Genomic DNA, 26,986 nt, shown 5'->3' with positions numbered 1-26,986 from the left:
GCGTTCTCGTTCGTCCGCGAGGGCGGCGAGTGGCGCATCAGCGACGCCCCCGACGGCATCATCCTCTCGCCGGCCACCTTCGACTCGGTCTTCCGGTCGCACGCCGCCTACTTCTACGACCCCACGTTCACCTATCTCGTGCCGGACGAACGGTGGTTCCTCGCCCGGTCGTCGACGAGCACGCGCCTCGCGACGGCGCTGCTCGACGGGCCGTCGGACTGGCTGCAGGGCGCCGTGGTCTCGGCCTTCCCCGAAGGGACCCAGCTGTCGCTGACGGCCATCACCGTGGACGACGGGACGGCCCGTGTCGACCTCACCGCCGACGCCCTCGAGGCGACGCCCGACGCCCGGGCCCGGATGCAGGCCCAGCTGCTGGCGAGCTTCTCGACCCTCGCGACCGTGACGGCCGTCGAGCTCAGCGTCGAGGGTGCCCCGCTGTCCGTGCCGGCCATGCAGCAGCCCGTGCCGGTGCGTGACCCCGCGGTCGACGCCCGGCCCCTCGTGCTGACCGAGGGCGTGCTCGGATTCGCCACCACGAGTGCCACGAGCCGGCTCCCGGGGCTCTCGGACGCGGTCGAGGCCCTCCGGCCCCGGTCGGTCGAGCTGTCGGCGGACCAGACGAGCGCCGCCGTCGGCACCTCGTCGGGCACGTACGCCGTCACGGCCTCGGGAGGAGCCCGGCTGGTCGACGCCCGCACCGGACTGGTCGCCCCCTCGCTCGACGACGCGGGCTTCGTCTGGTCGGTCGTCGCCGACGACCCGTCGAGTCTCACCGCGTACGCGCTCGACGGCACGCCCCATCCGGTGGTGGCGTCGCTGCCGGCGGGTCCGAGCGTCACGACGTTCCGCATCTCGCGCGACGGCACCCGCGCGTTGCTGTTGCTCGACGACCAGGGCGAGTCGCGCCTCCTCGTGGCCGCCGTCGTGCGGGACGCCGACGGGGTCCCGCTCCGGCTGGGCCAGCCCCTCGAGCTGTCGGCTCCGGACGGCGCGCCCGTCGACGCGACCTGGGCCGATCAACTGACCGTCGCCGTCCTGACCTCCGTCGGCGAGTCGTCGCGCGTGACGATGTCCGAGGTCGGCGGGGACTCGTCGAGCGCCGGCCGCCCGTCCGGCGAGGCGGTCGCGATCGTCGGCGGCAACGGTTTCGACCGTCTGCTGCTGCTGGGTGCCGACGGCGACGTGCTCGAACCCCGGGGCAGCAGTTGGCAGGCGACGGGGCTGACGGCCGACCTGGTGGCGACACAGCGCTGACACCCGGGGAAGGACTCCTCCCCAGGACGGGCCGCCGGACGGCTGTCCACCACGGACGACGGAGGCGCGGTGTACGCGCCCGGGGGAGTCCACGCTGTCGGCATGCCCCGGCCCTCGCATCCCCGTCCGGTCCACGTCGTGCGGGACGCCCTCGCGCGGGCCGGCCGCGAGGCGCTGTCCGTCGTGTCACCCGTCTCGTGCGCGGGGTGCCGGAGGGCCGACGTCGGTCTGTGCGACGACTGCCGGCGTCGGCTCGTCCCCGAGGTCGTCCGGGTCGACCTGCCCGACGGGCTCCCGGTCTTCGCCGGACTCGTCTACGCCTTCGAGGCGCGGGGTGTCGTGCTGGCCTTCAAGAACGGCGGTCGGGTGCGCCTGGCCGAGGTGCTCGCCCCGGCCCTCGCCGCCGCCCTCGAGTGCTGTGCCCGCCGCGCGACGGCCGAGGGTGCACCCGCCGTCGGCGGGGGCGCGGGCGATCGGGCGCTGCTGGTCGTCGCGGTGCCGTCGTCGCGACGGGGGCGGCGTCGGCGGGGCTACGACCCGGTCGACGTCGTGCTGCGCCGGCTCGGTCTCGTGGCCGGCACCCGCCTCCTCGTGCCGACGGCGCGGGCCGGCGGCGGCCAGAAGGGCCGCGACCGGCAGCAGCGTCTCAGCGGACGCGAGGGCAGTCTGCGCGTCACCCGCGATCTCTCGGGGTCGCGTGTCGTCCTCGTCGACGACGTCGTGACGACCGGCGGCACCCTCCAGGAGGCGCGGCGCGCGCTGGCCGCCCGGGGCGCGGTCGTGGTCGGTGCGGCCTGTCTCGCCGCCACCCCGTTGCGGTCGAGCCGAGGTGGCCCCTGAGCGAACGGTGAACGGTGCGTGACACGGGGGTGTCCGGGTGGCTACGGTGGGGCGAAAGGCGTGAAAGGACATCCGCCTGGCTGACAGGCGGCACGTCGATAGCCACAGGAGGTCGTCATGGAAATTTCCGTCACGGGTCGAAACGTCGGCATCACCGATCGTTTCCGCGAGTACGCCACCGAGAAGGCAGACAAGGTCGCCGCGCTGGCCACGAAGGCCTTGGCCCTCGAGGTCAAGGTGTCGCGGCATCACGAGAAGTCCGGCGGGCAGGCGGGCGACGACCGGGTGGAGATCACCCTGATCGGCCCCGGCCCCCTCGTGCGGGCCGAGTCCACGGCCGCCGACAAGTACGCGGCGTTCGATCTCGCGATCGGTCGCCTCCTCGAACGGGTGCGCCGGGCGAAGGACCGGCAGAAGATCCATCGTGGGCAACACCGACCGATCTCCCTGCGCGAGGCCGCCACGGCCGACTTCAGCGGTGTCGGCGTCACGCCCGCGGCGGCCGAGACGCTCGACCAGGTCCGCACCGGGGCCGTGACGGTGGTGGGCGAGGAGGCCCCCGCCGACGAGCTCGACGAGGACTACTGCCCCGTGGTCATCCGCGAGAAGGTCTTCGCGTCGACGCCCATGTCGGTCGACGACGCGCTCTACTACATGGAGCTCGTCGGCCACGACTTCTACCTCTTCATCGACGCCGAGACCGAGCGCCCGAGCGTCGTGTACCGGCGCAAGGGCTGGGACTACGGCGTTATCGGGCTCGACCAGGACTCGCCCGACCTCCAAGAGACCGCGACGGCGCTGCGGGCGGGTCTGGTGAACTGACCCCCGAGGCATCCGGTGGCCGACACCCCGGGAGGCGCGGGCACGTCCCTGCCGCCTCCCAGGGGGTCGGCCACTACGCTTGCTAAGATCGTGGGCCGGTCCAGGACGGACCGTCGACACCTCGGTGCTCCGATGCGGATCACCTCAGCGAGACCGCGGAGCGTTCCGCGGGTTCGACCGAACACATGGGAGCACACCAGTGGCCAACGTCCTCGAGAAGGTCCTCCGCGTCGGCGAGGGCCGCACGCTGCGCAAGCTGAAGGCCTACGCCAAGGCGGTCAACGAGCTCGAGGACGACTTCACGACCCTCACCGACGACGAGCTGCGCAACGAGACGGTCGAGCTGCGCGAGCGCTACGCCTCGGGTGAGTCCCTCGACGACCTGCTGCCCGAGGCCTTCGCCGCCGTCCGTGAGGCGTCGAAGCGCACCCTGGGACTGCGCCACTTCGACGTGCAGCTGATGGGTGGCGCGGCGCTGCACCTCGGCAACATCGCCGAGATGAAGACCGGTGAGGGCAAGACCCTCGTCGCCACCACGGCGGCGTACCTGAACGCCATCGCCTCCCGCGGCGTGCACGTCATCACGGTCAACGACTTCCTCGCGAGCTACCAGTCCGAGCTGATGGGGCGCGTGTTCCGCGCCCTCGGCATGACGACCGGCTGCATCCTGTCGGGTCAGACCCCGGCCGAGCGTCGCGAGATGTACGCCGCCGACATCACCTACGGCACCAACAACGAGTTCGGGTTCGACTACCTCCGCGACAACATGGCCTGGCAGGCGCAGGACATGGTGCAGCGAGGCCACTTCTTCGCGATCGTCGACGAGGTCGACTCGATCCTCATCGACGAGGCCCGCACGCCGCTCATCATCTCGGGTCCCTCGTCCGGCGAGGCCAACCGCTGGTTCACCGAGTTCGCCACCATCGCCCGGCGTCTCGTGTCGGGTACCGACTACGAGGTCGACGAGAAGAAGCGCACCGTGGGCGTGCTCGAGCCCGGCATCGAGAAGGTCGAGGACTACCTCGGCATCGACAACCTGTACGAGTCGGCGAACACCCCGCTCATCTCGTTCCTCAACAACGCGATCAAGGCCGACGCCCTGTTCAAGCGTGACAAGGACTACGTGGTCATCAACGGCGAGGTGCTGATCGTCGACGAGCACACCGGCCGCATCCTCAGCGGGCGCCGCTACAACGAGGGCATCCACCAGGCCATCGAGGCGAAGGAGGGCGTGTCGGTCAAGGCCGAGAACCAGACCCTCGCGACGGTCACGCTGCAGAACTACTTCCGCCTGTACAAGAAGCTCTCCGGCATGACCGGCACGGCCGAGACCGAGGCCGCCGAGTTCATGAGCACCTACAAGCTCGGGGTCGTGCCCATCCCGACCAACCGGCCGATGCAGCGCATCGACCAGACCGACCTCGTCTACAAGAACGAGACGAGCAAGTTCGACCAGGTCGTGGAAGACATCGTCGAGCGGCACGAGAAGGGTCAGCCCGTGCTGGTCGGCACGACCAGCGTCGAGAAGAGCGAGTACCTCTCTCGACTGCTCGCCAAGAAGGGCGTCAAGCACGAGGTTCTGAACGCCAAGAACCACGCTCGAGAGGCGGCCATCGTGGCCCAGGCCGGTCGTGCCGGTGCCGTGACCGTCGCCACCAACATGGCCGGTCGCGGTACCGACATCATGCTCGGCGGCAACGCCGAGTTCCTCGCCGTCGCCGAGATGAACGCCAAGGGGCTCAGCCCGGTGGACACCCCCGACGAGTACGAGGCCGCGTGGGACGACGTCTTCGCCGCCCAGAAGGCCGCCGTGCAAGAAGAGGCCGAGAAGGTCATCGAGGCGGGCGGGTTGTACGTCCTCGGCACCGAGCGTCACGAGTCCCGTCGCATCGACAACCAGCTGCGCGGTCGGTCGGGTCGTCAGGGTGACCCCGGCGAGAGCCGTTTCTACCTGTCGTTGACCGACGACCTGATGCGCCTGTTCAACTCGGGTGCCGCCGAATCCCTCATGGGCCGCGGCAACGTGCCCGACGACCTCGCGATCGAGAACAAGATCGTCGGGCGGGCCATCCGCTCCGCCCAGTCGCAGGTCGAGTCGCGCAACGCCGAGATCCGCAAGAACGTGCTGAAGTACGACGACGTCCTCAACCGTCAGCGCGAGGCCATCTACGGTGACCGTCGACACATCCTCGAGGGCGACGATCTGAAGGATCGCAGCCAGAAATTCCTCGAGGACGTCGTCAACGAGGTCATCGACCAGCACACGGGTGACGGCAGTCCCGACGACTGGGACCTCGACGCCCTCTGGACCGAACTGGGCACCCTGTACCCGATCTCGATCACCATCGACGAGGTCATCACCGAGGCCGGCTCGAAGGGCAAGGCGACCCGGGCGTTCCTCGGTCAAGAGATCCTCTCCGACGCCAAGGTCGCCTACGACGCGCGCACCGAGACCCTCGGCGAGCCCGCCATGCGCGAGCTCGAGCGTCGAGTCGTGCTGTCGGTCATCGACCGTCGCTGGCGGGACCACCTGTACGAGATGGACTACCTGAAGGACGGCATCGGTCTCCGGGCCATGGCCCAGCGCGATCCGCTCGTCGAGTACCAGCGCGAGGGCTACGCGCTCTTCCAGAGCATGATGGGGCAGATCCGCGAAGAGACCGTGGGCTTCCTCTTCAACCTCGAGGTCGAGGTACAGGGCCAGGTCGGTGCCGCCGAGGCGCCGGTCATCGCGGCCAAGGGGCTCGAGGCCGAGAAGCAGCCGCAGGCGCAGCTCGCCTACTCGGCTCCCAACATCGACGGCGAGGTCGAGGTGCGCAACCAGCGCGGTCAGCTCGAGAAGGGCGCGACCGCCAAGGCACAGAAGGCCCAAGACGAGGCCGAGCGCTCCGAATCGCCCGAGATCGCCGCGGCACGGGCTGCCGGCGGCCCGGCTGCCCGTCAGACGGATGACGGCAAGGTCGGCGCCTTCGGCCAGAAGACCGGTGGCTCCGAGGCGCCGGTCAACCGGGCCGAGCGTCGGGCGTCCGGCAAGAAGACCCGCTGATCACCTCGTCCGACCGACGATCGATGCGCCCCCGAGCCTGGCTCGGGGGCGCATCGTCTGTCACGAGGGTCTCGGTCGACCGTCAGAGCACGTGCACGGCGGCTGCTCGCCACCGGCTGTCGTAGGTCTCGAGACGGACGGCGACCGCCCGACTGCGACCGCGCCCGTGCAGGACGACGACGGATTCGATCACCCCGTCGGCGGGCGAGCTCGACCGGATGCTGCCGATCGTGAACACCGGTCTCTGTGCACGGGTGCCGTGGGCCGATCGGGCCCGGGCCGCCAGGACGACGCGTTTGTGCAGGGTGCGGTAGACGTCCTCGGTGACCCACCGCGAGACCTGGTCGAGTTCACGTGCCCCGGCGAGGATCTCGACGACGCAGCGGACCAGGTTCTCCACGAGCAGGTCCGGATCGTCGGGGAACGGTGATTCGGGCGGGGTGCCGGCCGGTGGGACGGGTCGGACGTGGGATCTGGTGCCGGACGGGCGACCGTCGGGTATGGGGGCCGATACCGGAGCGGTCGGCGCCGCCCGGCCCGGGTCGCCGAGCGGCGGCACGGGCCTCAGGTGCGGGCGAGGTGGTGCTGGGGGCCCGAGGGGCTCGGCAAGGGCGAGGGCGTGGGTGTTCGAGGGCATGGGCAGTCTTCCTGTTCACGTGCGTCCGGGCATGACTAGAAGATATGACATGTGAGATGCCTAAACCAGACCGACTCGACGGTCTGTGGAGAATTCGCCGGCATGCGGTCGTGCTCGGAGGCGACCGACGTCCCCGGACGGGTCGTCGACCTAGACTGAACGGGTGTCGACGCTCAGTGATCTCGTTCTCGCCCAGGGCCTCTCGAGCGAGGTGGACGTCGAATGGCTGCACCTGCTGGTGGGGGACTGGCAGCTGCTCGCCGACCTCGCCTTCGCCGACATCGTGCTCTGGGTGCCCACACAGGCCGGCAGCTTCGTCGCCGTCGCCCACGCGCGTCCGTCGAGCTCGGCCACGCTGTTCTACCGCGACTTCGTCGGACAAGAGGTTCGCCCCGAGTGGCGCGAGCAGATCGAGCAAGCCTTCACGACGACCCGCATCGTCGACTCCGCCGCACCCGACTGGTACGAAGAGACGCCCACGCGCGTCCGGGCCGTGCCCGTGCTCCGGCGCCTGGGGGCCAGCCGACCCGACGTCACCGACGCGCCGATCGCGATCATCACCCGGCACACGAACCTCAGCGAGGCCCGCACTCCGAGCCGCCAAGAGCTGACCTTCAACCAGTGCTCCAACGACCTCTTCGCCATGATCGCCGCCGGTGACTTCCCCGACCTCGGGGCTCCGACGGGCCCGCGACGAGGTGCACCCCGCGCCTCCGACGGGCTGCTCCGTCTCGACGTCGACGGCATGGTGACCTTCGCGAGCCCCAACGGCCTGTCGGCGTTCAACCGCATGGGGTTCGCCGGCGAGCTCGAAGGCGAGTCGCTGGCCGAGGTCACCACCGGACTGCTCGCGGGCAAGCTCGTGATCGACGAGTCCCTGCCGCTGGTCGTCACGGGTCGGGCGCCCTGGCGCACCGACATCGAGGCGCGGGGGGTCACGGTGTCGCTGCGGGCGATCCCGTTGCGTGACCGCGGTGAGCGCGTCGGGGCGATCGTGCTCTGCCGCGACGTGACCGAGCTGCGTCACCAGGAGCGCGAGCTGATCACCAAGGACGCCACGATCCGTGAGATCCACCACCGGGTGAAGAACAACCTGCAGACGGTTGCCTCGTTGCTGCGCATCCAGGCCCGACGCACACGCACCGACGTCGCCCGCGAGGCGCTGACCCAGGCCATGCGCCGCGTGCAGTCGATCGCCGTCGTGCACGACACGCTGTCCGAGGGGCTCAGCCAGAACGTCGACTTCGACACCGTCTTCGACCGGGTGCTCATGCTCATCGCCGAGGTGGCGTCGAGCCACAACACGACGGTCCGCCCCACCATGACGGGCAGCTTCGGTGCCCTGCCGAGCGAGTACGCGACGCCCCTGGCCCTCGCTCTGACCGAACTCGTGACCAACGCCGTCGAGCACGGTCTCGACGGCCGTGACGGCGAGGTCGAGATCGTCGCCGACCGCCGGGCCGAAGAGCTCACGGTCAAGGTGCGCGACAACGGCGTCGGCCTGCCCGAGGGCAAGGTCGGCTCGGGCCTCGGCACCCAGATCGTCCGCACGCTGATCCAGGGTGAGCTCGGCGGCACCATCGACTGGCACACCCTCGTCGGCAACGGCACCGAGGTCACCATCGAGATCCCGTTCCGGTGGCTCACCCAGCCCTGACCTCGTGCGTACCTCCGGACGCGACGAAGCCCGGCACCTGTGATCAGGTGCCGGGCTTCGTCATCGGCCGAGAGGCCGGAGGTCGTCCGCCGGAAGCGGTCGACGAGGGATCAGCTGGCGCGGCGGGCGCGAGCGGCGCGACGCTTGAGCGCACGACGCTCGTCTTCGCTCAGACCGCCCCAGACGCCCGAGTCCTGAGACGTCTCGAGCGCGTACTGCAGGCAGGTCTCGGTGACGGTGCAGCGCCCGCACACGGCCTTGGCCTTGTCGATCTGGTCGACGGCGGGACCCGTGTTGCCGACGGGGAAGAAGAGCTCCGGGTCAGCCTGCAGGCAAGCGGCTTTGTCGCGCCAATCCATCGATGGGTACTCCTTAAAAGTGCAGAACCAGGCACGTCGAAGCGCCTGGTTCGGGATGGGGAAAGAGAAGAATGCGGGAGGCGCGCACCGCAATGTGCGCGTCACTTCGACCTCGAATATGGTCGCATACTGGTACGGCCAAATCAAGGATTTTTCGGAGGCTCACACGTGACCACAGCAGGCCCTGACGGCCCCCGAGACGAGACCGGTCGGTCTGCCGAGGCCCGTCGACCCGCCCTGCTCTGGGTCGTGATCGTGCTCCTCGCGGCCGAGTTCCTGCTCGTCGCCGCGACGGCGGTGTTCCTGCTCGTCGAGCTGCTCGTGGCGCGCCCCGACTCGTATCCCTCGGCCGTCGCGATCTTCGTGCTGACCCTGCTGGCGACCGCCTGGCTGGCGTCCATCGTCGTCGGGACCCTGCGGGGTCGAGCCTGGATCCGTGGAGCGGCGATCGTCTGGCAGGTGCTGCAGTTCGCGGTCGGCATCGGCAGCCTGCAGGGCGTCTTCGCGAACCCGACCATCGGCCTCGCGCTCCTCGTGCCGGCCGTCGCGGTCGTCGTCCTCCTGCTCGTGCCGTCCGTGGTCGCCGCCACCTCGGCCCGCGATCAAGAGCCGCACGTCTACTGACGGTCCTCGAACGCAGGAGGCGCGGTGCCGGCCCCGAGGACCGGCACCGCGCCTCCTGCGTTCGCGTCGACGACAGGCGTCAGTCGAGGCCGAGCTTCTTGCGGAGCGACGCCACGTGCCCCGTCGCCTTGACGTTGTAGAGGGGCAGCTCGACGCCACCCTGCTCGTCGACCACGAAGGTGGACCGGATCGTGCCCGTCACGATGCGGCCGTAGTTGTTCTTCTCTCCGTAGGCGCCGTACGCCTGGTGGACCGTCAGCTCGGGGTCGCTGAGCAGCGGGAAGTTCAGCCCCTGCTCGTCCTTGAACTTCTGCAGCGCGCCGGGCTCGTCCTTCGAGACGCCCAGCACCTGGTAGCCCGAGGACTTCAACGAGTTGATGTTGTCGCGGAAGTCACACGCCTCCGTCGTGCAGCCCGGCGTGGACGCCGCCGGGTAGAAGTACACGATGACCTTCTGCCCCGAGTAGTCGGCGAGCGAGACGGGCGAACCGTTCTCGTCGTCGAGGGTGAACGTCGGCGCGGCAGCGCCCTTCTCGAGCTTCGTGGACATGGTGCTCCGATCTGCGGGCGCCGCGGACGGCGCCGGTGGTTCTGAGTGGGTCAGATCTCATGCTAGTGTTGACCGTCGTTGCGAGAGATCGCAGCACGCACCTCTAGCTCAATTGGCAGAGCAACTGACTCTTAATCAGTGGGTTCTCGGTTCAAGTCCGAGGGGGTGCACGAAAGAATTGGGTCCCCCGTGTTCTGCTTCGCAGAACCGGGGGATTCTTTCGTCGTGTGGGTCTGGTCCGCTCCGCGGACCGCGGCCCACCCTGCACGGGGAGCTAGCCGGGCCCGCCAGGTCGCCGTTGCACGGGGGTGACGTCGCTTCGCTCGTCAGGGGGGTGACGTTGCTTCGCTCGTCAGGGGGGTGACGTTGCTTCGCTCGTCACGGGGTGGACGGGGGACGCCGGCTCGCTCGTCGTGGGGCGGGGAGGAGGTCGCCAGGTCGCTCGATCTACGCTGGGGACATGGAGGGCCGGAGCGACCGCAGGCTGCGGAACACGTCTTGGCCCAGTCGAGCCATGACGGCCCTGGGCATCACCGTGGCCGTAGCCGGGATCGGATTCGTCGTGCTGGCCGTCATCGTCAGATTCGGTGCGGTGTCCACCGACGCCCGGCAGGCGCCCGTGCTGGACCTCCCTGCGACGCCCAGGGTGCTGATCATCGGCGATTCCTACACAGCAGGTTCCGGCGCCTCCGAACCTGCCGTCGACAATTGGGCGGTCCGTGCTGCCGAGGAGTTGGACTGGGACGTCGTCGTCGACGCCGTTCCGGGCAGCGGCTACACGAAGGCGGGTGTTCCGTCGCCGAGTGCGGCTCCGTTCGGTGAGCGGCTGGCCACGCACGCGGGCGTCCGATTCGACCTCATCGTGTTCCAGGGGAGCCAGAACGACGCCACGTCGGCGCCCGGCGTCGTCTCCGCGGCCGTGGTCGACGCCCTCGGCGATGCGCGGACGTGGTGGCCCGATGCCGCCGTCCTCGCCATGGGTCCGTCCGCGCCCCTTCCGGCGGGCCTGGACTACGTCGACGTGTCCCGGACGATCGGCCTTGCCGTGAGAGCGAGCGGAGCGACCTACATCGACGTCGTGGAGCGACGGTGGTTCACCGCAGCCAACAGTGCGGACTTCACCGCCGCCGATGGTCGTCACCTCGACGCCGCAGGCTACGCGTTCCTGGCGGACCGCTTCGTCGGTGTCGTGCGGCAATGCGAAAGCGACCGAGGACGGACGGGACACCCGGCCTGACCGTGTCCAGCGCACTTCGCTCGGGCTGAGCAGCCCTCAGTCGTGGGAGGCTGCGACGGATGCGCGGCTTTCGGTCGGCCCGTCGACGCGTCGTCCCCCGAGAAGGCGTGCGATCTTGTGGCTCGGCTTCTCGACCAAGAAGAAGAAGCCGACGGCCGTCGCCACCGCGACCAGCACGCCCCCGACGATCGCCCACCGCGAGCCGGGGACGAGTGACGCCGCGGCGATCAGGATCGGCTCGTGGACCAGATAGAGGCTGAACGAGATGAGCCCCGCCCAACGGAACGGCTTGGCCGAGAGCAGCCATCTGAGGGGAGCCCACGTCGCAGCCGCCACCAGGACGAGCGTCACACCGATCTCGACGGCCGGTCGTGTCATCCAGAAGAGCCTGTCCGACGAGAAGCTCGGCAACAACAGCCAGTACGACGCGATCAGCGTCAGGGCGAAGGCCAGGATGACACCCCATCGCACGTGCGCCCGCGCGCCCTCCTCGAGGCGACTCGCCAGATCCGGCCACCACTGGGCCAATGCCGTGCCGACGAGGAACAGCGGGAGATAGGACAGGGCCGGTGTCGCGAGGTAGAACCCCCAGGTGGACGCGACGAGTGCGACGCCGATCTGCCCAGCCGGATGGACCGAACGCCCCCACGAGAGGAACCCGGCGAGGAACAGCGAGAAGACGACCTCCCACTGCAGCGACCACAGGGGGCTGATCACCTTCGAGACGCCGCCCAGCAACGTGAGGTCCTGGACGACGGCCAGCGCCGGGTAGTCGACGGCTCGAGCGGCCAACCAGGCACTGGCCTGCGAACCGCGGGGCAGGACGGCCATCAACAGAGCCCCGAGCGCGACCGCCCCGGCGACCGGAAGGTAGAGACGCACCAGACGTGCGGGTAGGTAGGTCCTCCACGTGAACGTGGCCGACTGTGCGGCGAGTCCCAGGACGAAGCCGGACAGGACGAAGAAGAGGTAGACCGCCTCGGTACCTGCCCAGAACAGGTGCACGGGGGTGTTGACCGCCCAGCGCGTCAGTCCTGTGGTGGGGACGTCGGGCGCGTAGTACGGAGCCGCCAGGGACGGTTGCGTGAGGAGGGCGTGATGGGCGACGACCACCAGGGCGGCCAGGCCCCTCAGCCCGTCGAGTGACGTGTGGCGATTCCGTCGCCCCGTCTCGGACGCGACTGCCGAGTGGGAGGGGGCTCGCGTCGACACCGGACAACCATAGGACACCCCCGCGGCCGTCCCCGCAGATCGGGCTACTGGCCGTCGCGGGGGACCTGCGAGGCGGCGTCGCGGCCGGTCACGGGGTAGGGGCCCGTCATGCCCTCACGGAGGCGGGCGGCGGCGAGGATGCGGTCGCGCTGCAGGTGCCAACCGAGCATCAGCAGGGGGATGATCACGACGAGCGACATGACCGTGAACGACCCGATCGGCCAGTCGATCGCCATCAGGACGACGACCGCGGCCAGGAAGGCCAGCGTCAGATAGCTCGTCACCGGCGCACCCGGCAGCTTGAACGAGGGCTCCTTCGCCTTGCCCTGCTTGGCCCACTGACGGAGTCGCATCTGGCAGAGGATGATCGTGCCCCAGGCGGTCAGGATGCCCAGGGACGCGATGTTCAGCACGATCTCGAACGCCGTGTTCGCCCCGACGATGGCGTTCAGCACAACGCCCAGCAGGGTGATGCTCGCGGTCAGCAGGATGCCGCCGAACGGCACCCCGCCCTTCGACATCTTCGTCGTGAACTTCGGGGCCGAGCCGTTCATGCCCATCGAGTGCAGCACGCGGCCGGTCGAGTAGAGTCCCGCGTTCAGGCTCGACAGCGCCGCCGTCACGACCACGAAGTTCATGATCGACCCCGCGATGTCGCCCACCTCGGGGCTGCCGATGCTGCCGAAGAACGTGACGAAGGGGCTCTCGCCGGCCTTGTAGGCCGTGTAGGGCAGCAGCAGCGACAGCAGCACCAGCGACCCGACGTAGAACACCGCGATGCGGATGATGACCGTGTTGATCGCGCGGGGCACGACCTTCTCCGGGTTCTGGGTCTCGCCCGACGCCGTGCCCACCAACTCGATCGCGGCATAGGCGAAGACGACGCCCTGGACCACGATCACGGCCGGCAGCAGTCCGTTCGGCAGGATGCCCGACGACGCCACGAGTCCCCAACCGGTGTCGACCGCGGCACCGTCGTGTGTGACGGGGAAAGCCGCCGCGAGCCACACCACGCCGACCACGAGGAACACCACGAGGGCTGCGACCTTGATGATCGCGAACCAGAACTCCATCTCGCCGAAGACCTTCACGGCCAGCAGGTTGACCGAGAGCACCACGGCGAGGGCCACCAGGGCCAGCAACCAGTCGGGTGCCGCGGTGAACGCCGACCAGTAGTGCAGGTAGAGGGCGACCGCGGTGACGTCGACGATGGCCGTCATGGCCCAGTTCAGGAAGTACATCCACCCGGCCGCGTAGGCGAACTTCTCACCGAAGAACTCGCGGGCGTACGAGACGAACGACCCCGACGACGGGCGGTGCAGCACCAGTTCGCCGAGGGCCCGCAGGATGAAGAACGCGAAGACGCCACAGATCGCGAACACGATCGCGAGAGCCGGACCGGCCGAGGCCAGACGGCCGCCGGCTCCGAGGAAGAGCCCCGTGCCGATCGCCCCGCCGATGGCGATCATCTGCAGCTGACGCGGCTTGAGACCGTGCTGGAAGCCCTCTTGCTCGTGCGAGAAGTCTTGCGGGAGGTGCGTCTCGGTGGAGGCGTCGCCGCCCCCGTTCGTGGGACTCGTCATCGGTCGACCGTAGCCCCTATCGGTTTCGTCCGCATCACCGTCGCGAGACAGGCGAACCCCCAGGAGGCGCGGTGCCGATTCACATGCGGGTAACGAATGGGTGACGATCGACGAGCCCGCAGACATGGGCGACACGCCGGGACGCACCGTGACCGGGGTACACCGGAGGCGTGGTCGGGCCGGTTCGCAATTCGGATGGACGACGGATGTCGGCTACGGTCGTGGAGGCCCGGGAGACCGGGCCCGTCATCATCAGGACGCGCCGACCGATGGTCCGACCAGTTCGGGTTCCGGTCGTCGTACGGTCTGGTGGCGCGAGGGTCCGGTCCCATGACCGACCCGGCGGAGGACAGGTTCGCCCCGTGGTTCCACGGTGGGCTTGAGCCGACACGGTCCGCACGCGTCGTCGACCCGTTCGCCCGACCCGATCGCCGCCGACGGCGAGCCGGCCCGAGCGGCCGGTGCCCCCTCGGCGTGCCTGGAGACACCTGTGACCACTACGCCTGCCGTGCGTGCCCGGAACCTGTACAAGGTGTTCGGCCGCCGACCCAAGGACGCCGTCGCCCGACTCGAGGCGGGTGCCTCCCGCTCGGAGGCCGCAGGCCTCGGCACCGCCGCCGTCATCGACGCGTCGTTCGACGTCCAGCCCGGCGAGATCTTCGTCGTGATGGGGCTGTCCGGCTCGGGCAAGTCGACCCTCATCCGCATGCTGAACGGCCTGCTCGAGCCCACGTCCGGCTCGGTCGAGGTCGCGGGCTCCGCGATCTCGGACGTCCCGGCCAAGCGGCTCCGTGAGGTGCGACGGCAGAACGTGTCGATGGTGTTCCAGCACTTCGCACTGCTGCCGCACCGCACCGTCATCGACAACGTCGCCTATGGCCTCGAGGTGCAGGGGGTCGCGAAGGCGGCTCGTCTGGCGAAGGCTCGGGAGGTCACCGAGATCGTCGGCCTCGCGGGTTGGGAGGACAAGCTGCCGAGCCAGCTCTCGGGCGGCATGCAGCAGCGCGTCGGCCTCGCCCGCGCCCTCGCCGCCGAGACCGACATCCTGCTGATGGACGAGGCGTTCTCGGCCCTCGACCCGCTGATCCGCCGCGAGATGCAGGAGCAGCTCGTCGAGCTGCAGGCGAAGCTCGGCAAGACGATCGTCTTCATCACCCACGACCTGAACGAGGCGATGTTCCTCGGGGACCGCATCGCCGTGATGCGTGACGGCCGCATCGTGCAGATCGGCACGCCCGAGGACATCCTCACCGACCCCGCGAACGACTACGTCGCCCAGTTCGTGCAGGACGTCGACCGGGCCCGGGTCCTCACGGCGGCCAGCGTCATGGAGCCCGCCCGGGCGGTCGTCCCGCTCACGGTCGGCCCGCGGGGCGCCCTGCGGTCACTGCGCGACCTGCAGACCGCCGCCCTGTTCGTCACCGGCCGCGACCGCAAGCTCCTCGGCTGGGTGCGCGACCGACACGTCATGCGCCAGGTCAAGGCGAACGACACCGACCTCGCGGCCATCGTCAACGCCGAGTTCTCGAAGGTCGGGCCCGAGGCGGCCCTCGTCGACCTCTTCGAGCTGGCCGTCGAGAGCCCGCTGCCGATCGCCGTCGTCGACGCCGCCGACCGTCTGCTCGGAGTCATCCCGCGCGTGACCCTGCTCGCGGCGCTCGGCAACGTCGACACGACCACCTCGCCCATCCCCGTGCTCGAGCCCGTCACCCGCATCTCGGACGTCGAGCTCGACGCCACCCTCGAAGGAGCCACCCGATGAACGAGTACCTCCGCATCCCCTTCGGCTCCTGGGTCTCGGACGTCGTCGACTGGATCACCACCAACCTCGGCGGCTTCTTCGACGTCGTCCGCCTGGTCTTCACGTTCTTCTACGAGTGGGTCGCGTACTTCCTGAGCGCGCCTCCGTTCTGGGCGGTCGTCATCGTGATCGCGGCCCTCGCCTTCGTCGCGAAGGGCTGGAAGTTCTCGGTCGGCACGGCCGTCGGCCTGCTGTTCATCGGCACGGTCAACCAGTGGGACAACGCGATGTCGAGCCTCGCCCTCGTGCTCGTCGCCAGCACGCTCGCGATCGCCCTGAGCATCCCCCTCGGCGTGCTCGCCGCGAAGTCGACCGTGGCGTCGCAGATCATCCGGCCCGTGCTCGACTTCATGCAGACGACGCCCGCCTTCGTCTACCTGATCCCGGCCCTGCTGCTGTTCCGCGTCGGCGTCGTGCCCGGCATCGTCGCGACCATCGTCTTCGCGATGGCCCCCGGCGTCCGCCTGACCGAGCTCGGCATCCGCGGGGTCGACAAAGAGGTGGTCGAGGCCGGCCAGGCATTCGGCTCGTCGCCGTGGCGCATCCTGCGTCAGATCCAGCTGCCGCTCGCGAAGCCCAGCATCATGGCCGGCGTCAACCAGGTCATCATGCTCTCGCTGTCGATGGTCGTCATCGCCGGCATGGTCGGCGCGGGCGGGTTGGGCGGCGACATCGTCGCGAGCCTCAACCGCATCGACGTGGGGCTGGGCGCCGAAGCCGGAGTCTCGGTCGTCATCCTGGCGATCGTCCTCGACCGCATGACGGCGGCCCTCGGGTCCGACCGTCGCGGTCGGCGGCTGGCCAGGGCGCAGAACCGCCGGTCCGTTCCTCCGACCCCGGCTCCCGACCGCGCGGAGGCCGAGCAGCCCCTGCCCCCGACCGACCGCCGCGAACCCGCGACGGCCTCGGCCTAGACCCCGACCACCTGCGGGACGGGAGCAACACGTACCCACCCGACCCGCGCCTCCTGCACCACCCGAAAGGACCACATGAAGAAGCGCACCATCGCCGCATCGATCGCCCTCGGCACCACCGCCGTCCTCGGACTGGCCGCCTGCTCGCCTCCCGGCAGCAGCTCGTCGGCCGAGGGCGAGACCCTCGACAACGGCGACCAGGCCGTCGTCGACCTCGCCGTGTTCAACGGCTGGGACGAGGGCATCGCGGCCTCCTGGCTGTGGAAGACCGTCCTCGAGGAGAAGGGCTACACGGTCAACCTCAAGCCGGCCGACGTCGCTCCCGTCTACAGCGGCCTCACGACGGACGACTACGACGTCGTGCTCGACACCTGGCTGCCCACGACCCACGCCTCGTACATCGAGCAGTACGGTGACGACCTCACCGACCTCGGCGCCTGGAACGACGGCGCCAAGCTCGCGGTCGCCGTGAACGAGGACGCCCCGATCGACTCGCTCGACGAGCTGGCGGCCAACGCCGACCTGTTTGGTGGCAAGATCGTCGGCATCGAGCCGGGGGCGGGCCTCACCGCCGCGGTCCAGGACGAGACGATCCCGACCTACGGCCTGGACTACATGCAGCTGCAGACCTCGTCGACCGCCGCCATGCTCACCGAGCTGAAGAGCGCGACCGATGCGGGCGAGAACATCGCGGTGACGCTCTGGAGCCCCCACTGGGCCTACGACGCCTTCCCGATCAAGGACCTCGCCGACCCCGAGGGCACCCTGGGCGACGCCGAGGGCATCCACTCCTTCGGCGGGAAGAGCTTCACGGCGAACTTCCCGCAGCTGACCGAGTGGCTGCAGGGCTTCGACATGGACACCGAGACCCTGTCCTCGCTCGAGAACGCCATGTTCAACGGTGACGAGGTCGACGGCGACGACTACGCCCCCGTCGTCGAGAAGTGGATCTCCGAGAACCAGGACTACGTCGACGGCCTCACCAGCTGATGCGATCCCGGCACGACGTCGCCCCGGCCGAGCCCCGCTCGACCGGGGCGACGTCGTGCCGGGCGACCGGCGGGGTGCCGGGACCGGGACCCGTCGGTGGGTGACGCAGCCGGGTGAAACCACAGCCGGACGACATCCGACGCACAGGCAACCCCGAGGTCACACCCCGGGAGGCGCGGGTAGCGTCGTCGACGGACGTCACCGAGACGCCCCCGCAGCACCCGCACCTGCAGCACGAGAGGCACCAGACGTGAGCACCACCGCACCGACCGACGTCCTGAGGAGAATGGCCCGCGTCATCACGCGCACCATCTCGTCCGACCTCGTCCAGGTGTCGACCCCCGACCGCGTGCTCGGCCACGTCCGGGCCGAGCAGGGCACGTTCGTCGCGCTGCGCGGCGCCGACCCCCGCTGGGGCGAGGTCGTCGGGCGGTATCCCTCCGAGGGGCTCGCCCTCGAGGCCCTGCGGCAGCGCAAGCGCTCGATCTGATCAACCGCCGCGCCGGGCCGTCCTCGGTCAGGCCGGACGAACGCCCGGGAGCCTACCCACCGACGCCGGCGAAGAACGACGTGAGCCGGCGCGTGATCCGATCGTGCGCCTCCTCGTCCGAGATGGTGGCCGAACCGTCGCCCGACTGCTCGCCGTAGCTGCCGAACTGCGCGTGGTTCGACCCGTCGATCTCGACCACCGACGCGCTGCCCGGCAGCATGTCGCGGTACGTCGCGATCTTCGCCGGGGTGCTCAGGCCGTCCTCGGAACCCCCGACGCTCAGGACCGCCAGCTCGTCGTCGTCCGAGAGGTCGGTGGTCGCGCAGTACGAGCCGAGGAGCACCAGCGCGTCCACCGCCCGGTCGTCGGCGGCGTACTGACAGGCGCGCACGCCGCCGAGCGAGTGGCCACCGACGGCCCACGTGTCGACCTCGGGGGCGAGGTCGGTGAAGGTCGACAGCGGACGGGGGTCGAGGATGCCGAACCCGAGAGTGGGTCGTTCGACGACGACGGTGACGCCGGTGGCGACGAGCCCCGCGAAGGTCTGCTCGTAGGCCTGCGGGTCGACCCGGGCGCCGGCGACGAAGACGAGACCCTGGCCGGTGGCGGTCGTCTCGGCCGGTCGCATCACGACCGTGTCGGGCCTGCTCGTCACCTCGACCCGGTCGTCGGCGGACACCGAGGCGAGCGAGGCGGCCGTCGCCGACATCGGCGTCTTGGCCCAGACGAAGAACCCCGTGGCGGCGAGCACCACGACCGCGAACAGCCCGAGGGCCACCCCCTTGAGCACGCGTCGTCGTCGTGACCGGTGACGCACGGGCGTCGACGGCATGGCGGACTCGTGACGGGAAGCTGTGGATCGTCTCACCGTTCCATCGTCCCAGGGTCGAGCCGGGACGGAGCCGTGCGTCATGCGTCAGGCTCGGGGGATGCCCTGGATACAACTCGTCATCTCGCTCGTCGCCGCCGTCGTCCTCACCTTCGTCGTCTCGGCCGTGGTCGGTGCGGTCGTCGGAGTGGTCGCGAAGCGCAAGGAGTGGGCGCAGGCGTTCGTGAAGCGCATGCGTCGCCCGTTCCGCGCGACGCTGCTCGTCGTGCTGCTCGTCATCGCCCTGACCACGTCGTTCGACTCGCTGCTGCCCGCGGACTACCCGGGGGAGGGCTGGGTCTCGCAGTCCTTCCGGTGCGCCATCATCGTCGTCGTGGCCTGGTTCGTGGGTGCCCTCGCGATCTTCTTCGAGGACCTCGGTCTGTCGCGCTACCGGGTCGACACCCCCGACAACCGGGTGGCCCGTCGCGTCCGGACGCAGGTGCTCATCCTGCGCCGGTTGACCGTGGCCCTGATCGTGATCCTCGCCGCGGGCACCGTGCTGCTCGGGTTCCCGGGCGTCGAGGCGGTGGGCGCGAGCGTCCTCGCCAGCGCGGGACTGGTCTCGGTCGTCGCGGGCCTCGCGGCTCAGTCGACGCTGGCCAACGTCTTCGCCGGCATCCAACTGGCCTTCAGCGACGCGATCCGCATCGACGACGTCGTCGTGGTCGAGGGGCAGTGGGGCCTGATCGAGGAGATCACGCTCTCGTACGTGGTCGTGCACGTCTGGGACGACCGCCGACTCGTGCTGCCGTCGACCTACTTCACGACCACGCCGTTCGAGAACTGGACGCGGCGCAACAGCGAGCTGCTCGGCGCGGTCGAGTTAGACCTGGACTGGCGGGTCGACCCGGGCGCCATGCGGAAGGAGCTCGACGTGATCCTCGCCGGCACCGACCTCTGGGACGGACGCACCAAGGTGCTGCAGGTCACGGACGCGCAGGCCGGCTACGTGCGCGTCCGCGTGCTGGTCACGGCGAAGGACGCCCCGACCCTGTTCGACCTGCGCTGCCTCGTGCGCGAGGACCTCATCGCCTGGCTGCACGCGAAGAGCCCGCAGTCGATCCCGCGGACGCGGGTGCAGATGGTCGAGGCCGAACCGGTGCCGACCGGGCGGGCTCCCCGCTCGACGTCGGACGCCTCCGGTCTGTTCAGCGGCGACAACGCGGACTCCGAGCGCACCGCGCTGTTCACGGCCGCCATCCCGATCCACGACATCGCCGAGTACGAGGCCTCGCTCGGTGCCGAGGCGGAACACGACCCGCACGTCGCGGGCCGGCCCGGGGGCCCGCCCGTCGGCCGTCCCGACGGCGACCCTGCCGGGCCGACGCCCGGCGTCGACGGGCGTCGCTGAAGCGACCACACGGACGAGGAGGCGCGCCCCGCCAGAGCGGGACGCGCCTCCTCGGTGTCTCGGCGGACGTCAGTCGTCGTCGTTCGCGGCCTCGATGACGTTGCCCACGGCGATCGCGGTGGACGCCGCCCAGCTGATCGCCATGAGGGCGAGGCGCCAGTCACGCGGCCCGGCGCTCAGGCTCTTGAGGAGGCTGATGCCGGAGAAGATCGCGCTGATGATCGCGCCGTTGAAGAGGAATTTGCGCACGGTGGGGCTCCCAGGGGTCGTTTCGACCACGGTACCGCGTGACGTCGCACGAGTCCGGGTGGGGGTAAGTTGAGCTGCCCGGCGTCCCGTGCCGGTGCGTCCCGCGGTCGAAGGAGAATGCCGTGCGCACTGCCGTGCTCGGAGGACTGTTCGTGGCGCTCGGCCTCGTGGCCGTCGTCACCGGAGTCCTGACCGGCGACGAACTCCTCGCCCTCGTCGAGCGGGTCGCGCCCGTGCTGGGGTTCGTCGTCGGCCTCACGATCGTCGCCGAGTTGGCAGCGGAGGCCGGCCTCTTCGCCTGGTTGGCGTCCGCCTCGGCCCGGCTCGCCGGAGGCCGGGTGTTCGTGTTGTGGCTCCTGGTCGTGGCGCTCGCCGTGCTCTGCACGGTGTTCCTCTCGCTCGACACGACGGCCGTGCTGCTCACGCCGGTGGTCGTGATCGTCGCTCGGCACGCGGGCCTGCCGCCGATGCCGTTCGCCCTGACCACGGTGTGGCTGGCGAACTGCGCCTCGATGCTGCTGCCGGTCTCGAACCTCACCAACCTGCTCGCCCTGCACGAGCTGGGGTCGCCGGCCCCCGTGCAGTTCGCCGCCCTCGTCGCGCCGGCCGCCGTGGTGGGCGTCGTCGTCCCGGTCGTGGCGATCGGACTGCGCTACCGCCGTCAGCTGGTCGGCCGGTTCGAGGCGCCGTCGTCCGAGCCCGTGGCCGATCGCGTGCTCTTCGGCGTCGCCGCGGTCGCGACGGGACTGCTCGTGCCGGCCCTGGTCTCGGGCGTCGAGGTGTGGATCCCCGCGGCCGTCGCGGCGCTCGTGCTCGTCGTGGCCACGGCCGTGCGGCGCCGGGGCGTCCTGCGGATCGGGCTGGTGCCGTGGGGCACCCTGCTCTTCGCCGGCGGGCTCTTCCTCGTCGTCGAGGCCGCCCATTCGCTCGGCCTCGCCGACCTGCTCGGTGCCGTGGTGGGCACGGGTGACCAGCTGCCCGACCTGCTGCGGCTCGCGGGCGGCAGCGCCGTCGCCGCGAACGTCGCGAACAACCTGCCGGCCTACCTCGCCCTCGAACCGGTCGCCGGATCACCGTTGCGGCTCGTGGCCGTGCTCGTCGGGGTGAACATCGGCTGCCTCGTCACGCCCTGGGCCTCGCTCGCGACGCTGCTCTGGCACTCCCGGTTGTCGTCGATGGGCGTCGAGGTCGCGTGGGGACGGTTCGTGCTCGCGGGGCTCGGGGTGGCGGCGGTCGCCGTGCCGCTCGCGGTCGTCGCGACGGTCCTGGTCGTCTGAGGGGGCCGGTCGACGGCGCCCGACGTGGGTGTGGTCGCCAGGTGACGACGCGCGAAGGCGAGCGTCCGCCTCAGCTGGCCGAGCCGCGCCTCCTCGTCCCCGGCGGTGTGCACCTCGGCGGCGACGACGCCGGACCAGCCCGACCGGGCCAGATGGGTCAGGACCTCGGCGACCGGCTGCGTGCCGTCGCCCGGTACGAGGTGCTGGTCGTGCAGCCCGCCCGGCCGGGACGACACGACGCCGTCGGTCAGGTGGACGTGGCGCAACCGGGGCCCGAGCGCCAGGGCGAGGTCGAGTGCGTCGCGACCGGCGACGGCGGCGTGCGAGAAGTCGAGGGTGGCCGCGTCGACGTCGGTCGCCACGGGGTCGGGCCCGGGGCGGTAGGCGTCGAACCCCACCGGCCCGAACCGGAGGGGGAACATGTTCTCGACCGCCAAGGTGACGCCCGTCTCCGCGGCGATCTCGCGGACGACGTCCACGAATCGGGCCGCGAACGACCTCTGCCAGACGAACGGCGGGTGGACGACGACGGTCGAGGCGCCCAGCTCGCGGGCCAGCTCGGCCGACCGGCGGAGCTTGTCGACGTGGTCCCGGCCGAAGGCGAAGTGCGCGACGGGCAGCACGGGGGCGTGCACCGAGAGCACGGGCAGGCCCCAGCGCGCGGTCGCCGCACGGAGCAGGTCGGCGCGCCGGGTCGTCCGGTCGGCCGTCACCATCACCTCGACCCCGTCGAAGCCGGTGAGCCGAGCGAGCCGGAAGGCCTCGTCGGTCGACAGCGGGAAGACGCAGGACGTGCTCATTCCGACCGTGATCACGCGGCCAGGCTACGACCGGTGCGGCAGAGCGGCGTCGACCCCGCGGTGAACAGTGCGGGAACGGCGGACTACAGCCAGTCGCGGCGCTTGAACTGCCACCAGAGCAGGCCGCCGATCGCCACGATCAGCACGCACGACGTGACGAAGCCCGCGGGGGACTGGAACCCCGGGTACGGCACGTTCTGCCCGTAGAACCCCGTGATCGCCGTGGGGACCGCGATGATGGCGGCCCAGCTCGTCACCTTCTTCATGATCAGGTTCATGCGGTTGGACTGCAGGTTGAGGTTCGTGTCGAGGATGGTCGAGACGAGGTCGCGCAGCGAGTCGTTCTGCTCGGCCACGCGCAGCACGTGGTCGTAGACGTCCTGGAAGTACGGCTGCATGTCGGCGTCGACCTCCTTCAGGTCTCGGCGCAGCAGGGTGTTCAGCACCTCGCGCATCGGCGACGCCACCCGCCGCAGCTGGACGAGGCTCTTGCGCAGGGCGAAAGAGCGCTTCTGCACGTCGATGGTGCGGGGCGCCGGGTCGAAGAGGTCGTCGGCGATGCCCTCGATCTCGTCGTCGAGCGCGTCCGTGGCGTCGAAGTGCCGGTCCACGACGCAGTCGAGCAGCCCCCAGAGGAAGTACGAGACGCCGTGCGACGCCAGGTCGCGGTTCTGGTCGAAGGTCGCCTGCAGCCGGGCGACGTCGAACTCGGGATGATGGATCGTCACGAGGGCGCGCTCGGTGATGAACGCCTTCACCTCGCTCGTGTCGAGCACGCCGCTGGCACGGTCGAAGCGCACGTCGTAGAGCGCCGTGAACAGATGGTTGTCGTAGCGGTCGATCTTGGGCCGCTGTCCGTCCTGCAGGGCGTCCTCGACGGCGAGCTCGTGCAGGCCGAGCTCGTCCTCGAGCGCGGCGAGGTCACCGGCGGTCGGGTCGGTGAGATCGATCCACACGTGGCAGCCGTCGGTCTCGAGGTGGTCGCTCACCTCGTGCAGCGGGAAGTCGTGGGCGATCAGCTCGCCCGCGCGATAGGCGCGCGTGACGATGGTCGTGTCGGACTGGTCGCCCTCGTCGGCGGTGCCGTGGGGCCCCTCGGTGCGCGGGGGACGGGTGTCGGTCATGAGGCGCATGCTATTCCCGTGACCTCGTACACGAAGCAGCGTGCCGACGCCCCCGCCGGGTTCTTCGAGGCCGAGGCGGCCGGGCTCGCCTGGCTCGCCGAGGCCACGCCCCGAGGAGGCGCGCGCACGGTGGGCGTGCAGTCCGCGTCGCCGGGGCGCATCGACCTCGATCCCGTGCACGAGGTCCGACCCACGGCCGAGGCCGCCCGGGCATTCGGCGAGGCGCTCGCGGTGACCCACGCGAGCGGCGCGGACGCGTTCGGCGCGCCTCCTCGGGGGTGGACGGGCCCGTGCTTCATCGGCAGCCGATCGATGACCGTGCGACCGAAGGCGACCTGGGGCGTCTTCTACGCCGAACAGCGGGTCCTGCCGTACGCCCGCGTCGCCGTCGAGGCGGGCAGCCTCGACCGGGCGGGCCTCGAGGTCGTCGAGCGGGCGTGCCGCGTCGTCGCCGACGGTGCCTTCGACGACGACGTCCCGCCGGCTCGCCTCCACGGCGACCTGTGGGCCGGCAACGTGCTCTTCGACGGCGGGGGAGTCGTGCTGATCGACCCGGCGGCCCACGGCGGGCACCCCGAGACCGACCTGGCGATGCTGGCGTTGTTCGGCTGCCCGCACCTCGACGACGTGCTGGCCGGCTACGAGACGCGCTCGCCGCTGGGGGAGGGATGGCAGGGTCGCGTGCCGCTGCACCAGCTGCATCCGCTGGCCGTGCACGCCGCCGGTCACGGGCCGAGCTACGGCGTGGCGCTGGTGCGGGCCGCCGAGGCGACCCTGCGCCTCGTCTGACCGGCGCCGCAGAGGGGTACGCCGGCCGCCAGGGGGCGTCTGGGCGCCGCTGATAATCTGGCCGTCCCGCGTCCGTGCGGGCGATCCGACAGGAGCTGACCCACCCCCATGCCTGACACCCCCGCACGCTACGGCTTCGTCGTCGTCTCCAACCGCCTCCCCGTCGACCGGGTCGTCGCCGACGACGGTTCGGCGTCCTGGCAGCACTCGCCCGGGGGTCTCGTCACCGCCCTCGAGCCGGTCATGAAGGCCAACGACGGTGCGTGGGTGGGCTGGGCGGGACAGCCCGACCTCGAGTTCGAGCCCTTCGAGGCGGACGGGATCGAGATCGTCCCCGTGCCGCTCAGCGCCGACGAGGTGCAGCGCTACTACGAGGGCTTCAGCAACGACACGCTGTGGCCGCTCTACCACGACGTCATCGCGGCACCGACCTACCACCGGGTCTGGTGGGAGTCCTACGTGCAGGTCAACCAGCGCTTCGCCGACCGGGCCGCCGAGATCACCGAAGAGGGCGGCACCATCTGGGTGCAGGACTACCAGCTGCAGCTCGTGCCGAAGATGCTGCGCGAGGCCCGACCCGACGTCACCATCGGGTTCTTCAACCACATCCCGTTCCCGCCGCTCGGCATCTTCTCGCAGCTGCCCTGGCGGCAGCAGATCGTCGAGGGCCTGCTCGGCGCCGACGTCATCGGCTTCCAGCGGGCCGACGACGCGTCGAACTTCTCGCGCGCCGTCCGACACCTGCTCGGCTACTCGACGACGCGCCCCTACATCGAGGTGCCGGTCGACGACGAGTCCGCGCCGGTGTCGCGCCGCGGCACGAAGGTGCGCCGGGTGCTGGCGAAGCACTTCCCGATCTCGATCGACGCCGCCAGCTACGAACAGCTCGCCGCCCGACCCGACGTCCAGGCCAGGGCCCGCGAGATCCGCGAGGGCCTCGGCAACCCCAAGACGATCATGCTCGGCGTCGACCGTCTCGACTACACCAAGGGCATCCGGCACCGCATGAAAGCCTTCGGCGAGCTGCTCGCCGACGGTCGGCTCAGCGTCGAGGACGCCACGCTCGTGCAGGTCGCGAGCCCGAGCCGCGAGCGGGTCGAGACGTACAAGCAGCTGCGCGACGAGATCGAGTTGACCGTCGGCCGCGTGAACGGCGACTACGGCACCATGAGCCACACGGCCATCAGCTACCACCACCACGGTTACCCCCGTGAAGAGATGGTGGCGCTGTACCTCGCCGCCGACATCATGCTGGTCACGGCGCTGCGCGACGGGATGAACCTGGTCGCGAAAGAGTACGTGGCGGTTCGTCGCGACAACGACGGCGTGCTCGTGCTCAGCGAGTTCGCCGGCGCGGCCGACGAGCTCAAGAGCGCCCTGCTGATCAACCCGCACGACATCGGCGGCCTCAAGAACACGATCATGCGTGCCGTCGAGATGCCCAAGCGGGACCGCACCACGCGCATGCGGGCTCTCCGCCGCCGCGTGCTCGAGAACGACGTGGCCAAGTGGTCGGCGTCCTTCCTCCAGGCCCTCGAGAACGTGCGACCGGGGCAGCAGATCACCCCGGCCCCGGCCTCGGCCTCGGACGCGACGGGCGGCGACGCCTCGTGACCGGTTCCGACTCCCTGGCGCTCAGCGACGCGCTCGGTCGCCTCGCGACGACCCCGCGCCTCCTCGTGGCCCTCGACTTCGACGGCACCCTCGCCCCCGAGGTCGACGCGCCCCTGCAGGCCCGGGCGCTGCCCGCGGCCCTGGACGCGATCACGCGCCTGTCGGCCCTCGACCAGACCACCGTGGCCCTGGTGTCCGGGCGCGACCTCGCCTCGCTGGTCGAGGTCAGCCAGACCCCCGACGAGGTGCTGCTGGTCGGCTCGCACGGCATCGAGGTCCGGATCGACGGTCACGAGACCTCCTTGAGCGACGACGAGCGGGCTGCCCGCGCGCGCCTGTCCGACGCCGTCCACGGTGCGGCCGAGGGGCGTGAGGGCGTCTTCGTCGAAGAGAAGCCCGCTGGCCTCGCCCTGCACACGCGGCTCGCGGACGCCGCGACGACCGAGGCCGTCCACGGTGCCGCCCGCGAGGCCGTCGGTGCGCTCGGCGGCATGCACGAGCGGATCGGCAAGAACGTGCTCGAGTTCGCCGTCCGGGCGACCGGCAAGAATGACGGCATCGACCGACTCCGTGAAGCCGTCGAGGCCACGGGCGTCCTCTACGCGGGGGACGACGTGACGGACGAGGACGGCTTCCGAGCGCTCGGCCAGGGCGACCTGTCGATCAAGGTCGGCCCGGGAGAGACAGGGGCGATGCACCGCGTCGCGGACCCCGCCGCGATGGCCGACCTGCTCGTCGAACTGGCCGGTCTGCGTGAGCACCTGGGGCATGCCTGACCCCGCATGTCTTGCACGGGTGTGATGATCCGGTCTGAGCATTCCCAGGCGACCGCAAGGTAGTCTGGACTCTCCGCCGCGACTCCCCGCCGCCGCTCAGCCGAGCCGGTTCGACGAGG

At 70.5% G+C, this 26,986-nt stretch carries 24 protein-coding genes, 1 tRNA gene and 1 pseudogene; 17 read left to right on the top strand and 9 right to left on the bottom strand.

The features are described from left to right. The 4 genes from SZ60_RS04445 to secA all read left to right on the top strand — a co-directional run. The coding region (locus tag SZ60_RS04445) for an LpqB family beta-propeller domain-containing protein (RefSeq protein WP_043594008.1) at positions 1 to 1,254 on the top strand (1,254 nt) is incomplete at its 5' end. 102 nt (positions 1,255 to 1,356) lie between these two features. Continuing rightward, on the top strand, positions 1,357 to 2,094 hold the full coding sequence (locus SZ60_RS04440; protein ID WP_082059872.1) for a phosphoribosyltransferase family protein: 738 nt from the start codon (positions 1,357 to 1,359) through the stop codon (positions 2,092 to 2,094). Positions 2,095 to 2,211: 117 nt separating this feature from the next. Next, complete coding sequence (gene hpf / locus SZ60_RS04435; protein ID WP_043594006.1) at positions 2,212 to 2,916, top strand: ribosome hibernation-promoting factor, HPF/YfiA family; 705 nt, start codon at positions 2,212 to 2,214, stop codon at positions 2,914 to 2,916. Positions 2,917 to 3,115: 199 nt separating this feature from the next. Then, positions 3,116 to 5,962 (top strand): preprotein translocase subunit SecA, encoded by a 2,847-nt coding sequence (secA, locus tag SZ60_RS04430; protein WP_043594004.1) that lies wholly within the window; start codon positions 3,116 to 3,118, stop codon positions 5,960 to 5,962. An 82-nt stretch (positions 5,963 to 6,044) separates the two neighbouring features. Here the strand turns inward: secA and SZ60_RS17780 are convergent, their stop codons facing one another. Further along, positions 6,045 to 6,599 (bottom strand): Rv3235 family protein, encoded by a 555-nt coding sequence (locus tag SZ60_RS17780; RefSeq protein WP_255349701.1) that lies wholly within the window; start codon positions 6,597 to 6,599, stop codon positions 6,045 to 6,047. Between the two features lie 163 nt (positions 6,600 to 6,762). On the opposite strand from SZ60_RS17780, the gene SZ60_RS04420 reads away from it, so the two are divergent. Beyond that, positions 6,763 to 8,256, top strand: coding sequence for a sensor histidine kinase (locus SZ60_RS04420; RefSeq protein ID WP_043594002.1), 1,494 nt, complete (start codon positions 6,763 to 6,765; stop codon positions 8,254 to 8,256). A gap of 110 nt (positions 8,257 to 8,366) precedes the next feature. Here the strand turns inward: SZ60_RS04420 and SZ60_RS04415 are convergent, their stop codons facing one another. After that, positions 8,367 to 8,615, bottom strand: a complete 249-nt coding sequence (locus SZ60_RS04415; protein WP_043594001.1) for a WhiB family transcriptional regulator — start codon at positions 8,613 to 8,615, stop codon at positions 8,367 to 8,369. Between the two features lie 168 nt (positions 8,616 to 8,783). Here SZ60_RS04415 and SZ60_RS04410 point away from each other — a divergent pair, with 168 nt between their 5' ends. Beyond that, complete coding sequence (locus tag SZ60_RS04410; protein WP_043593999.1) at positions 8,784 to 9,239, top strand: hypothetical protein; 456 nt, start codon at positions 8,784 to 8,786, stop codon at positions 9,237 to 9,239. Between the two features lie 79 nt (positions 9,240 to 9,318). Here SZ60_RS04410 and bcp read toward each other — a convergent pair whose 3' ends face one another. Further along, on the bottom strand, positions 9,319 to 9,789 hold the full coding sequence (gene bcp / locus SZ60_RS04405) for a thioredoxin-dependent thiol peroxidase (protein WP_043593998.1): 471 nt from the start codon (positions 9,787 to 9,789) through the stop codon (positions 9,319 to 9,321). Between the two features lie 97 nt (positions 9,790 to 9,886). On the opposite strand from bcp, the gene SZ60_RS04400 reads away from it, so the two are divergent. Further along, positions 9,887 to 9,959 (top strand) — tRNA-Lys (locus SZ60_RS04400). Positions 9,960 to 10,351: 392 nt separating this feature from the next. After that, positions 10,352 to 11,026, top strand: a complete 675-nt coding sequence (locus SZ60_RS16315; protein WP_197073499.1) for an SGNH/GDSL hydrolase family protein — start codon at positions 10,352 to 10,354, stop codon at positions 11,024 to 11,026. A gap of 36 nt (positions 11,027 to 11,062) precedes the next feature. Here SZ60_RS16315 and SZ60_RS04390 read toward each other — a convergent pair whose 3' ends face one another. Next, positions 11,063 to 12,238 carry an acyltransferase gene (locus SZ60_RS04390; RefSeq protein ID WP_197073498.1) on the bottom strand — a complete coding sequence of 392 codons (1,176 nt, stop codon included), beginning with the start codon at positions 12,236 to 12,238 and terminating at the stop codon, positions 11,063 to 11,065. A gap of 44 nt (positions 12,239 to 12,282) precedes the next feature. Then, complete coding sequence (locus tag SZ60_RS04385) at positions 12,283 to 13,821, bottom strand: amino acid permease (RefSeq protein WP_043593995.1); 1,539 nt, start codon at positions 13,819 to 13,821, stop codon at positions 12,283 to 12,285. A gap of 490 nt (positions 13,822 to 14,311) precedes the next feature. Here SZ60_RS04385 and SZ60_RS04380 point away from each other — a divergent pair, with 490 nt between their 5' ends. The 4 genes from SZ60_RS04380 (at position 14,312) to SZ60_RS04365 (ending at position 18,016) form a co-directional block, all read left to right on the top strand. Beyond that, positions 14,312 to 15,583 (top strand): glycine betaine/L-proline ABC transporter ATP-binding protein, encoded by a 1,272-nt coding sequence (locus tag SZ60_RS04380; protein WP_043594035.1) that lies wholly within the window; start codon positions 14,312 to 14,314, stop codon positions 15,581 to 15,583. Then, positions 15,580 to 16,536 (top strand): proline/glycine betaine ABC transporter permease, encoded by a 957-nt coding sequence (locus SZ60_RS04375; RefSeq protein WP_082059863.1) that lies wholly within the window; start codon positions 15,580 to 15,582, stop codon positions 16,534 to 16,536. The genes SZ60_RS04380 and SZ60_RS04375 overlap by 4 nt, the downstream gene beginning before the upstream one ends. A 75-nt stretch (positions 16,537 to 16,611) precedes the next feature. Continuing rightward, positions 16,612 to 17,526: a glycine betaine ABC transporter substrate-binding protein gene (locus tag SZ60_RS04370; protein ID WP_043593993.1), complete on the top strand. Its 915-nt coding sequence runs from the start codon at positions 16,612 to 16,614 to the stop codon at positions 17,524 to 17,526. A 250-nt stretch (positions 17,527 to 17,776) separates the two neighbouring features. Continuing rightward, positions 17,777 to 18,016: a hypothetical protein gene (locus SZ60_RS04365; protein WP_156155483.1), complete on the top strand. Its 240-nt coding sequence runs from the start codon at positions 17,777 to 17,779 to the stop codon at positions 18,014 to 18,016. A gap of 52 nt (positions 18,017 to 18,068) precedes the next feature. Here the strand turns inward: SZ60_RS04365 and SZ60_RS04360 are convergent, their stop codons facing one another. After that, the gene (locus tag SZ60_RS04360; protein ID WP_043593990.1) at positions 18,069 to 18,848 is read right to left on the bottom strand and encodes an alpha/beta hydrolase; all 780 of its coding nucleotides are present in this window, start codon (positions 18,846 to 18,848) and stop codon (positions 18,069 to 18,071) included. Positions 18,849 to 18,945: 97 nt separating this feature from the next. Here SZ60_RS04360 and SZ60_RS04355 point away from each other — a divergent pair, with 97 nt between their 5' ends. After that, positions 18,946 to 20,238, top strand: coding sequence for a mechanosensitive ion channel family protein (locus SZ60_RS04355; protein ID WP_082059870.1), 1,293 nt, complete (start codon positions 18,946 to 18,948; stop codon positions 20,236 to 20,238). 69 nt (positions 20,239 to 20,307) lie between these two features. On the opposite strand, the gene SZ60_RS04350 is transcribed toward SZ60_RS04355, so the two are convergent. Further along, positions 20,308 to 20,487 carry a hypothetical protein gene (locus SZ60_RS04350; RefSeq protein WP_043593989.1) on the bottom strand — a complete coding sequence of 60 codons (180 nt, stop codon included), beginning with the start codon at positions 20,485 to 20,487 and terminating at the stop codon, positions 20,308 to 20,310. 122 nt (positions 20,488 to 20,609) lie between these two features. On the opposite strand from SZ60_RS04350, the gene SZ60_RS04345 reads away from it, so the two are divergent. After that, entirely contained in the window at positions 20,610 to 21,764 is a 1,155-nt protein-coding gene (locus SZ60_RS04345) for an SLC13 family permease (RefSeq protein ID WP_043593987.1), read from the top strand. A 71-nt stretch (positions 21,765 to 21,835) separates the two neighbouring features. On the opposite strand, the pseudogene SZ60_RS16795 reads toward SZ60_RS04345, so the two are convergent. Continuing rightward, positions 21,836 to 22,564, bottom strand: a pseudogene (locus tag SZ60_RS16795) (sugar phosphate isomerase/epimerase family protein); the annotation flags it as partial. A gap of 83 nt (positions 22,565 to 22,647) precedes the next feature. Next, on the bottom strand, positions 22,648 to 23,688 hold the full coding sequence (locus tag SZ60_RS04340; RefSeq protein ID WP_082059869.1) for a magnesium transporter CorA family protein: 1,041 nt from the start codon (positions 23,686 to 23,688) through the stop codon (positions 22,648 to 22,650). An 18-nt stretch (positions 23,689 to 23,706) separates the two neighbouring features. Here SZ60_RS04340 and SZ60_RS04335 point away from each other — a divergent pair, with 18 nt between their 5' ends. From SZ60_RS04335 to otsB, 3 genes are all read left to right on the top strand, one after another. Then, the gene (locus SZ60_RS04335; protein ID WP_082059862.1) at positions 23,707 to 24,477 is read left to right on the top strand and encodes a fructosamine kinase family protein; all 771 of its coding nucleotides are present in this window, start codon (positions 23,707 to 23,709) and stop codon (positions 24,475 to 24,477) included. Positions 24,478 to 24,585: 108 nt separating this feature from the next. After that, a complete protein-coding gene (gene otsA, locus SZ60_RS04330; protein WP_052505148.1) occupies positions 24,586 to 26,091 on the top strand; it encodes an alpha,alpha-trehalose-phosphate synthase (UDP-forming) in 1,506 nt (501 codons plus the stop codon). Beyond that, positions 26,088 to 26,867: a trehalose-phosphatase gene (gene otsB / locus SZ60_RS04325; RefSeq protein ID WP_043593986.1), complete on the top strand. Its 780-nt coding sequence runs from the start codon at positions 26,088 to 26,090 to the stop codon at positions 26,865 to 26,867. Before otsA ends, otsB begins: the two co-directional genes overlap by 4 nt. The last annotated feature ends 119 nt before the right edge of the window (positions 26,868 to 26,986 follow it).

This window comes from Frigoribacterium sp. MEB024 (assembly GCF_000878135.1).
Taxonomy (GTDB): Bacteria; Actinomycetota; Actinomycetes; order Actinomycetales; family Microbacteriaceae; genus Frigoribacterium.
The sequence above is the reverse complement of the archived record's forward strand: the minus strand, read 5'-3'. Positions and strand labels throughout refer to the sequence as shown.